The 13,512-nt window shown below is 54.9% G+C and carries 7 protein-coding genes and 1 riboswitch; of the genes, 5 read left to right on the top strand and 2 right to left on the bottom strand.

Annotated features, from left to right (window positions below; translation table 11 throughout):
• Positions 1 to 274 precede the first annotated feature (274 nt).
• Complete coding sequence (locus tag CUZ56_RS06205) at positions 275 to 1,960, top strand: electron transfer flavoprotein-ubiquinone oxidoreductase (RefSeq protein WP_126979291.1); 1,686 nt, start codon at positions 275 to 277, stop codon at positions 1,958 to 1,960.
• 61 nt (positions 1,961 to 2,021) lie between these two features.
• Here CUZ56_RS06205 and CUZ56_RS06200 read toward each other — a convergent pair whose 3' ends face one another.
• Positions 2,022 to 3,926 (bottom strand): AsmA family protein, encoded by a 1,905-nt coding sequence (locus CUZ56_RS06200; RefSeq protein WP_126979289.1) that lies wholly within the window; start codon positions 3,924 to 3,926, stop codon positions 2,022 to 2,024.
• 157 nt (positions 3,927 to 4,083) lie between these two features.
• Positions 4,084 to 4,195: riboswitch (glycine riboswitch) on the top strand.
• Between the two features lie 230 nt (positions 4,196 to 4,425).
• Here CUZ56_RS06200 and gcvT point away from each other — a divergent pair.
• The 4 genes from gcvT to rpoD all read left to right on the top strand — a co-directional run bounded on the left by gcvT (position 4,426) and on the right by rpoD (position 11,993).
• The gene (gene gcvT / locus CUZ56_RS06195) at positions 4,426 to 5,565 is read left to right on the top strand and encodes a glycine cleavage system aminomethyltransferase GcvT (RefSeq protein ID WP_126979287.1); all 1,140 of its coding nucleotides are present in this window, start codon (positions 4,426 to 4,428) and stop codon (positions 5,563 to 5,565) included.
• A 153-nt stretch (positions 5,566 to 5,718) separates the two neighbouring features.
• Positions 5,719 to 6,096, top strand: coding sequence for a glycine cleavage system protein GcvH (gene gcvH, locus CUZ56_RS06190; RefSeq protein WP_126979285.1), 378 nt, complete (start codon positions 5,719 to 5,721; stop codon positions 6,094 to 6,096).
• 73 nt (positions 6,097 to 6,169) lie between these two features.
• Positions 6,170 to 9,043 (top strand): aminomethyl-transferring glycine dehydrogenase, encoded by a 2,874-nt coding sequence (gcvP, locus tag CUZ56_RS06185; RefSeq protein ID WP_126979283.1) that lies wholly within the window; start codon positions 6,170 to 6,172, stop codon positions 9,041 to 9,043.
• Positions 9,044 to 9,584: 541 nt separating this feature from the next.
• A complete protein-coding gene (gene rpoD, locus CUZ56_RS06180) occupies positions 9,585 to 11,993 on the top strand; it encodes an RNA polymerase sigma factor RpoD (RefSeq protein WP_126979281.1) in 2,409 nt (802 codons plus the stop codon).
• Between the two features lie 94 nt (positions 11,994 to 12,087).
• Here the strand turns inward: rpoD and CUZ56_RS06175 are convergent, their stop codons facing one another.
• The gene (locus CUZ56_RS06175; protein WP_162615266.1) at positions 12,088 to 13,509 is read right to left on the bottom strand and encodes a DUF459 domain-containing protein; all 1,422 of its coding nucleotides are present in this window, start codon (positions 13,507 to 13,509) and stop codon (positions 12,088 to 12,090) included.
• Positions 13,510 to 13,512 lie beyond the last annotated feature (3 nt).

Here is a 13,512-nt window from a genome sequence, read left to right as displayed (position 1 = left end):
CATATCTCACCGCACATCAGCATGCATATTCAACTGCGCTGACCGCCCTCTGCAACGAAATGTTGTCTGGCGTTCGCGTATTACCTGAACACATTTGCAGAAGATCGTTTTTAGAACATAATATAAACCTATACAAAATCTCCATATATGGACCGTTGTTTCGCCTGTCAAACCGACAGCCCTCAATTCATGTATGGATAGGTTCGCATAACGAACCCCTGAGCGTTAAGTCGGAATGGCTTAGATTCATTTATTTTTATACAGAGACAACCCCATGACTAATCAGGAAATTTTAGAACAGTATGGCCCACGTGAATCCATGGATTATGACGTTGTTGTGGTCGGGGCAGGTCCCAGCGGTCTGGCAACGGCAATCCGGCTGAAACAGCTGGCACAAACCAAGGGTCAAGAAATTTCTGTGTGTGTATTAGAAAAAGGTTCTGAGCCTGGCGCCCACATTCTTGCAGGCACAGTCATTGACCCAGACTCACTGACCGAGCTGATCCCCGACTGGAAAGCCAAAGGAGCCCCCCTGAATCAGCCGGTGCTGGAAGATGAAATGCTGTTTCTGACCGAAAAGGGTTCCATCGGCATTCCTCATATCTTCATGCCCTATAACTTCCGCAACGACGGCAATTTCATCATCAGCCTAGGCAACCTGGTGCGCTGGCTGGCTGAACAGGCCGAAGGGCTGGGGGTCGAAATATTCCCCGGTTTCGCTGCAACGGAAGTGCTGTATGACGACAAAGGCGCTGTGGCAGGTGTTGCCACCGGCAACATGGGCATCGGCAAAGACGGTCAGCCCACAGACAGTTTCCAGTTGGGCATGGAATTGCGTGCCAAATACACGGTTTTTTCGGAAGGCGCGCGCGGCCAACTGGGCCGGCAGTTGATCGACAAATTCAAACTGGATGCCGAAGCCGACCCGCAGTCCTATGGCATTGGTGTTAAAGAGCTGTGGGAAATCGACCCGGCCAAACACCGCCCGGGCCTGGTACTGCATACTGCCGGCTGGCCGATGGACAGCAAGACCTATGGTGGTGGTTTCATGTACCACATGGAAGGCAACAAGGTCACACTGGGGCTGATTACCGGGCTGGATTACAGCAACCCCTGGCTGAGCCCGTTTGAAGAAATGCAGCGCTGGAAAACCCATCCGGTTCTGCGCTCTTACCTGGAAGGCGGCAAACGCATTGGCTACGGCGCACGCGCCATCACGGCCGGCGGCCTGCTCAGCCTGCCCAAGACCATTTTCCCGGGTGGTGCGCTGGTCGGGTGTGACGCCGGCTTCCTGAACGCCAGCCGCATCAAGGGTTCGCACGCTGCGATTAAGAGCGGCATGCTGGCCGCGGAAGCTATTGGCGAGGCGCTGACGCAAGGACGCGAGCACGACGAACTGATTGCCTACCCCGAAGCGTTCCGCCGCAGTTGGCTGCATACCGAGCTCAATCAGGCCAGAAACTTCAAGCAGTGGTTCAAGAAGGGGCTATACATCGGCTCGTTCATGACAGGGATTGAAAACCTGGTGCTACCGGTATTGCGCATCAACAACCCGCCCTGGACAATTCACCACAGCAAGGCCGACTACCAGAGCCTGCGGCCTGCGGCAGAATCCACCCGCATTGACTATCCCAAGCCGGATGGCAAACTGACATTTGACCGTTTGTCCTCGGTCTTTTTGAGCAATGCCAATCATGAGGAAAACCAGCCGCCGCATCTGACACTGAAAGACGCTAATGTGCCGGTGAATGTAAACCTGAAAATTTACGCCGGCCCGGAAAGCCGTTACTGTCCGGCCGGTGTTTACGAATTCATCGAAGAAGATGGGCAGGAACCGCGCTTGCAGATTAACGCACAGAACTGTGTGCACTGTAAAACCTGCGACATCAAAGACCCGACACAAAACATCGTCTGGGTTGCGCCGGAAGGCGGTGGTGGCCCCAACTATGTGGATATGTAAATAAACATCAATTGGTCAGCCCAATGATACCGGGCGAAGCTGGCAGCTTCGCCCATTGTTTTTATTTGCCACCGCCGATCCGGTTCAGCAAATCACCGCCCAGCCGGTTCAAAATCTCCCGCTCCGGCTTGCTGTCAGCGCTGCCCTGGCCCGACTGCGTCGCATTCAACAGCCTTCTGCGCGCCTCTTCTTCCAGAATTTTGCGGGTAATGGCCTGCATATCAAGCGCTACCGTGACATGAGGATTTTTCCAGCCGTTTTCCACCACAATCGGAACATCCTGGGTATAGTTGGCAACCTCTTGCGTATAGGTAGCGGCTTTCTCTAAAAAGGTGACCAAAGAACCCAGGTTCACAGGCAGCCCCGCCAGCCATTTGGCCGCCGGCTCTGCGGCATTGACATCCAGGCTGACTTTCACCGACCCCGATGTTGCAGCAAAACTGTTTGCTGTGGCACTGGCCTGCAAGCCTGGCGCCGTCAGCGTCAACGGCCCCGATATAGCCCCGGAATTCAGCGTATACGATACGTTGTTACCCTGGATACGGGCATTGGTCGCCTGTACATCCAGGGCGGCAAGCCGCACCAGATTGCTGTCGGAAAAACTGCCATGGGTCGTCAGTTGTTTGACCCGGAAAAAACTGACATTGTTGGCATTGGCCGCAGTGAGCTTCACGTCAAAATCAATCGTCTGCGCCGTTTTTTGTGTTGCATTCACGGTACCGCTGATTCTGTCGCTGGCCAGCTGCCTGTACAACAGGCGTGGGTCCACGCTGCTGGGTGTCACAGTCGCCTGCCAGGTAGCCGGCTTGCCGGCCGCCGGCAACGTATAGACGCCCTGAACATCCACATGCCCCTGCCCGATCACCGCATTTAAACGCTGTATGGTCGCCTGCGTGGTATTCAGCAGTACATCGGCTTTCAAGGCAGACACCGGCAGGCGTGAGCGGTCCAGCGTACCCGTTACCCCGTTTTTCAAATCGGCAGACAACTGCGCCTGCTGTGCGCCCGTTTCCCCTTGCTGCGAGGTTGTCACCACCACCGTACCGGAAAGCAGTGTCTGTGGTGCCTGTACCCAGAACGCATTGGCATTGAATGCCTGCAAATCCAGGTTGGCTTTTGGAACCATCAGCGCACTCCATGGCATGACCGTCGCATGCAATTGCGCTTTCGGGCCATTCGCTGTGCCGGTTTTTGTCTGTGCATTGGCCTGTACATCCAGTTGCGTCAGCAAACCGTTGATTTTGGCCTGCGCCTCAATATCCACCGTCTGCGTACTTTCCGGCACCTGTGTTCTCAGCATACCATTGAGCGTTGCATCCAGTTGCGGATTCTGGGCCCTCAGTGTCGCCTGCGCCCGGTAGTCGCCATCTGCCACATGCAGACTGGTTAAGTTCATCTGGTGGTTATCGCCGTCAAACCGATAGCTTCCGGCAATCTGCGATGCAGCAACCTTCTCGCTGTTTTCACCCCAGATTACGGTATTGATTTGCAGTTGCTTCAAATCCAGTTGCAGCGGCAGGCTGATATTGTCCGGAGGGGCTGATGCTGTTTTCGTTTCCGATGTCGGCGGCTGTTCTGGTGTCCCTTCTTTGGCTGGTGCAGGCTTTTGAATCACCTGGACTTTATCCACGGTAAGGTGATCAATCGTCACTTGGCGGCCAAACAGGAGTGACAGTTGCCAGGCTGCATCCACATCGCTCAGGTGTACATCCAGATTTTCCTGCTGCCAATGCAATGTGCCAATGTGCCCGCCGTGCCGCAATGAGCCCTGCACATCGGTAGCCGTCAGTGTCCGCCCCGGCCCCAAAAACCGCTGCGCCAAAGACAACCCCTGCGATAAAGAACCATTGCTGCCGCTCCAGATCCATAAACCGCCCACCAGCACCACAAGGATGACAAGGATGGTCAGTACGGTTTTCAGTAACCAACGGGAACGTTTTTTTTCTGCTGGTGTTGCTTGGTTCATGGCAATATACCCCCTTGCACGGTCAATATGATACTGACTGATTTTTAACATTTATATATTGAAAATCATATGCCAAACCAGCCTCCTTTGTTTAGACCCTGAATCTCTGTTGCCAAATTATTTTTAACTACCCATAAATAAAAAGAGCATATATACTTCAAAACAATCAGGAGAGTGCAGTGCAAAACCTGTTTTTGCGCTGCCGCCGAAGGCGCAGGACCGATAAATCCGGGACTCAAACGCTCAGGCAAAAGGACTGACGACACCTCACTGGAGAGAGGTCGTTGCATTGGTTGTACTGGCCCTCATTACCAGGCCCGCAGCAATAGCATCACCCACCGAAGGGGCAAATTGATATTTTGGCACGTCACGGTTGACTGCCAAGGTGTTTTTGAATCTCTCAGGTACCCGGGACAGCGAGGGCAAGTAAACCAGACATCACGCCTGCAGGGTGTCGTGCTGGTTTGTTTTTACATTGCCCACAACAGGAATTGCTGTCATGTCATCCACTGCCCAGCCAACAACCGCCTTACTGAAAACACCACTGCATGCCCTGCACCTGGAATTAGGTGCCCGTATGGTGCCGTTTGCAGGCTACGATATGCCGGTGCAATATCCTGCCGGGCTTATGGCCGAGCACAAACACACACGCACTGCAGCGTCCCTGTTTGACGTTTCGCACATGGGGCAGCTCAGCATCACGGGGGCAGACGCCGCCCCGGCACTGGAAAGCCTGATTCCCGCCGATGTGATTGGCCTGCCAGCAGGTCATCAGCGCTATGGCCTGCTGCTCAACAGTGCCGGCGGCATTATCGATGACCTGATGATGTTCAACCGGGGAGAAGACCTGTTTGTCATTGTCAACGGTGCCTGCAAAGTCAACGACATTGCCTACATGCAGGAGCACATTGGCAAGCGGTGCCGGATCGAATACCTGGAGTCTCATGCTTTGCTGGCCCTGCAAGGTCCCCAGGCTGTTACAGCCATACAGCGCCTAAGCCCGCGCCCGATTGAACTGGTATTCATGACAGGCGGCTGGTATGAACTGGACGGCATTCGCTGCCATATCACCCGCAGCGGCTACACCGGGGAAGACGGTTTTGAAATCTCGGTGCCAGCAGCACAAGCCGAACAACTGGCACGGGCGCTGCTCAAGCAGCCAGAAGTCATGCCCGCCGGCCTGGGTGCGCGCAACTCGCTGCGACTCGAAGCCGGCCTGTGCCTGTACGGTAACGACATGGACAGCACCACCACGCCTGCTGAAGCCGCCTTGTTGTGGTCTATTCAGAAAGTGCGCCGCACAGGCGGCGAACGCGCCGCAGGCTTTCCGGGAGCGCAGCATGTACTGGCCCAGATTGATAAAACCGAACCGGTGACACGCAAACGGGTCGGACTGGTCGCACTGGAACGTGTTCCGGTGCGCGAAGGGGTTGTGCTGCAAAACGAACACGGCACGCCTATTGGACAGGTTACCAGCGGGCTGCTGGCCCCCACGCTGGATAAACCGATTGCCATGGGCTACCTGCCACCCGAGATGAGCAGCGTTGGCACCAAGGTGACCGCGCTGGTCAGAGGCAAAAACATCCCGATGGAAGTTGCCGCCCTGCCGTTCATGCCGCCCCGGTACTTCCGGGGGTAGTACCCGATTTTTAAATGGCTGTGGTAGGCTTTGTGAATTGCCGTTTTGTTTTCTGCCCATTCTGGTCATTTTGCGCCAGAACCGGCTCCCGGCTCAAAAGCGGACACGCCCATTGATTATTTTTTTCATTTTTCAAACGATCAGGAGTCACACATGACTGTTAAATACACCGAAGAACACGAATGGATTCAACTTGAAACCGATGAGGCCGCAACCATCGGCATCACGCAGCACGCGCAGGACGCGCTGGGCGACATTGTATATGTCGACCTGCCCGAGTTGGAAAAGGTTTACGCCAAAGGCGAAGTTGCAGGCACGGTAGAGTCGGTCAAAGCGGCTTCTGACATTTTCATGCCGGTAGCAGGTCGGGTGGTCGAAGTCAACGAAGCGCTGCGTGCAGACCCGTCCCTCGCCAACAGCGACCCCATGGGTAACGGCTGGTTTTTTAAGGTTTTAATCACCGACATGGCTGAATTTGACGCCCTGATGGACGAGCCTGCTTATGAAGCACTGCTGAAAAAAGAAGGTTGATGGAACCTTTTTGTGCATGCAAGACATGCCGATTGCTGTAACTGCTCTTGACTGGATTTTCTGAAAGAAATTTATGCTGACGATTTCTGCACACCCTTTGAGTGAACTGGCACCTCAGGATGCTTTTGTCCACCGGCACATCGGCCCATCTGCCGATGATGAAGCCATCATGCTCAATGCCATCGGCGCGGCTTCGCGCCAGGCGCTGATGGATACACTGGTTCCACAAGCCATCCGGCTAAAAAAACCGCTGCCGCTGCCAGAACCGCTGCCTGAAAACCAGGCGCTGCAGGAGTTGCGCACCATCGCCAGCAAAAACCAGGTTTTCAAGAGTTTTATCGGACAGGGTTACTACAACACGCTGGTGCCCAATGTCATTTTGCGCAACATCTATGAAAACCCCGGCTGGTACACCGGTTACACCCCTTACCAGGCTGAAATCAGCCAGGGCCGCATGGAGGCACTGGTCAACTTCCAGACCATGGTCACCGACCTGACCGGACTGGACATTGCCAATGCATCCCTGCTGGATGAAGCCACCGCTGCCGCAGAAGCCATGACGCTCGCAGCGCGTGTCAGCAAGTCCAAATCCACCATCTTTTTTGTGGCAGATGACGTGCTGCCGCAAACACTGGATGTGGTGCAGACCCGCGCCAAACCACTGGGCATTACCGTTCAGGTCGGCCCATTCGACATGGCTGCACGCAGCGGCTGCTTTGCCGCCCTGCTGCAATACCCCGGGGTGCGTGGCGACATTCACGACCTGCGCCCTGTTATTGCATCACTGCACGAAAAAGATGCGCTTGCCATTGTGGCCGCCGACATTCTGGCACTGACACTGCTGGCCTCTCCCAGAGAACTTGGCGCAGACATTGCTGTTGGCACCACCCAGCGTTTCGGCACCCCCATGGCCTGCGGCGGCCCCCATGCCGGCTACATGGCCTGTAAAGATGCCTACAAGCGCTCGATGCCCGGCAGACTGGTTGGCGTCAGCCAGGATACCCAGGGCAACCCCGGCCTGCGGCTGGCACTGCAAACGCGCGAACAGCACATCCGGCGCGAAAAAGCCACATCTAATATCTGTACGGCCCAGGCGTTGCCCGCCATCATGTCCAGCATGTACGCGGTGTACCACGGCCCGCAAGGGCTGCAACGCATTGCATTGCGGGTCGCCAATTACACGGCCATTCTGGCCGACGGGCTGAAACGGTTGGGTTTATCGGTAACCAACAGCAGCGCATTTGATACCCTGACAGTACGCACAGATGCAACAACCCAGGTCATTGCACAACGCGCCATACAGGCACAAATGAACCTGCGTTACGTCAACGAAAATGAGCTGGGAATCTCTCTGGACGAAACCACCACACCGCAAGACATTGAAGCCTTGTGGCAGGTTTTCGCAGGCGATAACGCCGCAGTCCCGACCATTCAGAGCTATACGCAGGGACTGCCGCCGCTGATCCCGGCTGACTTGCAACGTGCAAGCGACTACCTGACACACCCGGTTTTTCAGGGCTTTCACAGCGAAACCGCCATGCTGCGTTACATGCGCTATCTGGCCGACAAAGACCTGGCGCTGGACCGCAGCATGATCCCGCTGGGAAGCTGCACCATGAAACTCAACGCCACCAGCGAAATGGTTCCCATCACCTGGCCGGAGTTTGCCCAGATACACCCGTTCGCCCCACAGGAGCAACGCCAGGGCTATACCGAACTTGATCAGCTGCTGCGTGACTGGCTGTGCCAGATTACCGGCTATGCAGCCATCAGCCTGCAGCCCAATTCAGGCGCACAGGGCGAATATGCCGGCCTGCTGGCGATTCGCGGCTGGTTTGAAGCACAAGGCAACAGCCACCGCAATATCTGCCTGATTCCGGAATCCGCACACGGCACCAACCCGGCCAGCGCGCACCTGGCCGGATTCAAAGTCGTTCCGGTGAAATGCACTGCAGAAGGCAATGTCGACCTGGATGACCTGCAGGTGAAGTGCAAACAACACGCCAATGAGCTGGCCGTGATCATGGTCACCTACCCGTCCACACACGGTGTGTTCGAAAGCGGCATCGACACCTTATGCCAGATCGTGCATGCTTATGGCGGACGCGTTTATGTGGATGGCGCCAACATGAATGCGCTGGTCGGCATCGCTGCGCCCGGGCAGTTTGGCGGTGATGTATCGCACCTGAACCTGCACAAAACATTCAGCATTCCCCACGGCGGCGGCGGCCCAGGCGTAGGGCCGGTATGCGTGGCCGAAGACCTTGCCCCTTACCTGCCCGGGCAAGGCAAGGCTGGTGCCGTATCGGGCGCACCGCTTGGCAATGCCGGCGTACTGCCCATTACCTGGATGTATATCCGCATGATGGGGTTTGAAGGCCTGCGCTCAGCCACTGAAGTCGCCATTCTGAATGCCAACTACATTGCCGCCCGGCTCAGCAGTTACTACCCCATTCTTTACACAGGGGGCAAGGACATCAAAGGCGGTGGCGTGGCCCATGAATGCATTGTGGACATTCGCCCCCTCAAAGAAAAAACCGGCATCAGTGCCGAAGACATTGCCAAACGGCTGATCGATTATGGCTTTCATGCCCCGACATTGAGCTTTCCGGTACCGGGCACGCTGATGGTTGAACCCACAGAAAGTGAACCGTTCATCGAACTGGAGCGTTTCTGTGAAGCCATGATCACCATTCACAAAGAAATACAGCAGGTGGCTGATGGCGTCTGGCCGCAGGATGACAATCCGCTGGTTAACGCGCCACACACCGCGCAAATGATCGCGGATGAAAACTGGTCGCACCCTTACCCACGCCACATTGCGGCCTACCCGGTGGACAGCCTGCGCATGCGCAAATACTGGTCACCGGTTGGGCGAATTGACAATGTGTATGGTGACCGTAACCTGTTCTGCTCGTGCATTCCAGTCACTGAAATTAACCTTTAAACACTGGTAACCGTTCATTTGGTGGCCAGGAAGCCAAACTTCCTGGCCATTTTTATGCAAGGAGCACCGATTGATCGGCCAAATTGGCCCGGCCATATTGCTGCAAACAGTGTTGTTTTTTTACAATTTCAGTCCATTGATTCACATAACTCAGAAGCGTTATAATTAAAAATGTTGCTTTGTGCCCCATGGGGCGCGTATGAGCAGGCAAACAAGCAGGCATTTGGTGTCTCCCAAAGTTACAGACAGTCGCATATCCAATGGCATATCCTGTCACAACTCGTGTAAACACCTTCGTCACATTTAACTCAAAAGCCTTGTTGTTTTGCCATTCGGACCTATATCTCATTGAGAAGGTCTTGATACTTACAGAGTTAACCCCGTTTTCTGCTGCATTAAGTTAATCGCGTTACAGCCGCTGTACTGGTGTGTGTTGTTTTATCGCAGAGAGACCCTATATGAGCCATGGGCCTTTTTGCACTCCAACAAAAACATCTTTGCACAGGCTATGCATTAAAGCTTAAATTGACGAAGGATCACCATGGCTACAGCCAAAACTACGAAAACCGCACGCACCTCAAGCAATAAAAAAGCAACCCCACCCAAAGAAGACGCCGTCAAAAAGAAAACGCGGGTAAGTAGCCAGGCTGCACAAGTTGCCGCGACCAAAGCAACCAAAACAGCTGTAGCGCGAACCAAAACAGAAAAAGCCGCCGCACCCAAGGCAGCCAAGGCCAAAACCAGCGCCAAAGCCAAAAAGCAGGAAGCCGAATTGCTTGACGAAGAGCTCGTTGAGCAAGCTCCTGCCAAACGCGGCCGCAAACCTGCCGCCGGCAAAAAAACCGCTGCCAAAGGCAAAGGAGCTGCTGCCAGCAAAGCCCCCAACTTCAGTGAAGACGATGACTTTATTGCTGATGACGACAACTTTGATGATGACAGCGAAGTTGTTATTGAAGAAGAAGCTGAAGTTGAAGAAGATACCACGGAGACCACTTCTACCGAGCGGGTAAAACCTTTGCGCATGAAAGTTTCACGCGCCAAAGAACGCGCCCTGATGAAAGAATTCGGGCTGGATGAAGGTGTTTTGTCTGAAGATGAAATCACGTCACGCCGCTCCAAGCTCAAAGCCCTGATCAAACTCGGCAAAACCCGTGGTTATCTGACTTATGGCGAAATCAATGACCATCTGCCCGATAAACTGGCCGAAAACGAAACCTTTGACATTGTGGTTGCGATGCTCGACGACATTGGCGTTTCTGTGTATGAACAGACACCCGATGCCGACACCCTGCTGCTCAATCAGAATGCATCTTCGGCAGCCACTGAAGAAGAAGCCGAGGAAGAAGCTGAAGCCGCTTTATCCAGCGTCGACTCTGAATTTGGCCGCACCACCGACCCGGTACGCATGTACATGCGTGAAATGGGTTCTGTAGAGCTGTTGACCCGCGAAGGCGAAATTGAAATCGCCAAACGCATTGAAGGCGGTCTGCAGCAGATGATGGAAGCCATCTCCGCATCTCCCACCACCATTGCAGAAATTCTCTGCCTGGCGCAGGAGATCAAAGACGGAACGACTCAGATTTCACAGGTGGTCGACGGTTTTGTCAATCCGGATGAGGCCGACGACTGGGTGGCCGAAGAAGACCAGGACTTTTTTGATGACGACGATGACGATGAGGAAGGCAATGCCCTCACCGCCAAACTGGAAGAGCTGAAGAACGAAGCGCTGGACCGGTTTGACCGCATCAGCAAACTGTTCGATAAAATCCGCGACGCGTACACCAAACACGGCTACGGCTCCGAAGCCTATCACAAGGCACAACATGCGTTGACTGAAGAGCTGATGACCATCCGCTTTACCGCACGCACCATTGAACGGCTGTGTGATATTCTGCGCCAGCAGGTTGACGATGTGCGCACGCAGGAGCGTGAACTGCGCAAAATCATTGTTGAGCGCTGTGGCTACCCGATGGAGCAGTTCATTGCCGAATTCAGCGGGCGTGACAAACACGGCAAACCGGCCTCCAGCCAACTATTGAACCTGCAATGGTCAGTTGACCATTCCAACACCAATAAGGCCTGGAGCGCAATCATCGGCCGCAATATTCCTGATATTCAGGAAAAACAGCAGCGCCTCATCGACCTTCAGATCAGCGTGGTGGTACCGCTGGAGCGGCTCAAAGAAATCAACCGCGACATGATTCTGGGCGAAAAAATGAGCCGCGACGCCAAAAAAGAAATGATCGAAGCCAACCTGCGTTTGGTCATTTCCATTGCCAAAAAATACACCAACCGCGGTCTGCAGTTCCTGGATCTGATTCAGGAAGGCAACGTCGGTCTGATGAAAGCGGTAGACAAATTTGAATACCGCCGGGGTTATAAATTCTCGACATATGCCACCTGGTGGATTCGCCAGGCCATTACCCGCTCCATTGCCGACCAGGCCCGCACCATCCGTATCCCGGTGCACATGATTGAAACCATCAACAAGATGAACCGCATCAATCGCCAGCATCTGCAAGAGCATGGTTTTGAGCCTGATGTGGCACTGCTGGCACAGCAGATGGAAATGCCGGAAGACAAGGTGCGCAAGATCATGAAGATTGCCAAGGAGCCTATCTCCATGGAAACGCCGATTGGAGACGATGATGATTCCCACCTGGGCGATTTCATCGAAGACACCGGCAACACTGCACCGGTGGAAGCCGCCATGCAAGCCGGTCTGCGCGACGTGGTCAAGGATGTGCTGGATTCACTGACCCCACGCGAAGCCAAAGTACTGCGCATGCGTTTCGGTATTGAGATGAGCACCGACCACACGCTGGAAGAAGTAGGCAAACAGTTTGACGTGACACGTGAGCGTATCCGCCAAATCGAAGCCAAAGCTTTACGCAAGCTCAAACACCCCAGCCGTTCAGATAGGTTGCGCAGTTTCACTGAGAACCGCTAAACTGGTCGCACACCGGCCATACTTAAAAAAGAAGCGCATGTCATGCGCTTCTTTTTTTATGCTCCTGCTATTCGTTTTATTCCTGCTATCCCTATTATTCGCCAGCAGGTTGTGGCGGTTGTGCAGGAGGCATGATCTCCACCGGTTCAGACTGCGGCTGTGCAATCTGCTCTTGTGCAGGCGTTGCAGGAGTTACAGGATTTGCAGAAACTACCGGTGCCCCAGCGGAAGGTACTTCCACCGATCCAGAAAGAGGTTCTGCGGGCAGGTCCTGCTCAGGCGCTGGTTCTGGCAGCGGTTCAGGTGGCAGCTCCGGTGGTTTGGGCGGTTGCAAGGGGGCCGGATTCAACCATGTCACAATATCTCCGGTAAGCAGTTTGGCACCCTCATCTGACAGGTGAATCCCGTCGGCCTGCCGTATCCGTATCGGTCGGCGCGCACCCTGCACAGTGGCAAACTCCTGGAACTTGCCATTGGCATCGGTAAAGCGGTCCGACACGTCCCACCAGATCGCGCGCGGGTTCTGTGACACCACGCTGTAGGCTACTTCATTCACCACATTGATATTCTGGTTGTATTTATTCGGGCGCATCGGTGGCAGTTTGATCCACAGTACCACCGCACCATCCCGGGTCAGCATATTCAGGTAATCCGTCAGACGGCTGGCATATACGTCACGCCATTCGGTGCTGCCCAAGGTCAGTACTTTGCGATTCACTTCCAGGTTTTGCGTATCGTTGGCACCAATGGCCACAATCACCACCGCAGGCTTCACATTGCTGCCCACCATCAGCGGATATTCTTTCTGCCAGTCAAATACATCCGGCCGGGCCAACCCGGTTGCCGAGCGGAACGCCTTCACGGTCACCACGCTGTTGCGGTATGCCGCCAGATCGCGCTGCAACTGTGCACCCAGCCCTACCGCCATCATCGAATCTCCGGCCAGAACGACATAGCGCGGTTTCTCTGTCTGTGCCTGCGGCAGTTGAGGCAATTTCATATCCCCTGCCGGCTGAATGGCAGGAAGCCAGCCCTGCTGTATCTGCTCTGCCGTCCCCCCGGCATAACCAGGTGGCACCAAAATGCCTGTTCCATCCGGCTGTCCGGTTGCCTCTCCGCCTTCAGGCTGGGCAGACGACGGTGGTGTATCACCACCATCCCCATCCGAGCCTCCCGGCACCACAGAAGGCTCTCCATCCTGTCTGGTTGCTCCGCCGATTATCGAGCTGACGTTGTCTTGCGTATCCACCGGCATATCCGACCAGCCATGCTTGGTCAGAAAACCCAACGCCTGCGGGCGAAATTCTGTCACGGGTGCGGCCACCGCACTCCAACTGCGGTCAACCGCTTCCACCAGCCGTAAAATCCCCTGCTGCAGCGGCCCAACCTCCAGCCGCTGTGCCCACACAACCAGCCCCTTGGCCTCCAGCAGGCTGATGCACAGCACAAAGCCCAGCACCACCCACAACAGTTGCCGGCAATTGTTTCGCAAAAGAGGTTGACGCTGCTTACTCATGCT

This window comes from Saezia sanguinis (genome assembly GCF_003991585.1).
Lineage (GTDB): Bacteria > Pseudomonadota > Gammaproteobacteria > Burkholderiales > Burkholderiaceae_C > Saezia > Saezia sanguinis.
The sequence above is the reverse complement of the archived record's forward strand: the minus strand, read 5'-3'. Positions and strand labels throughout refer to the sequence as shown.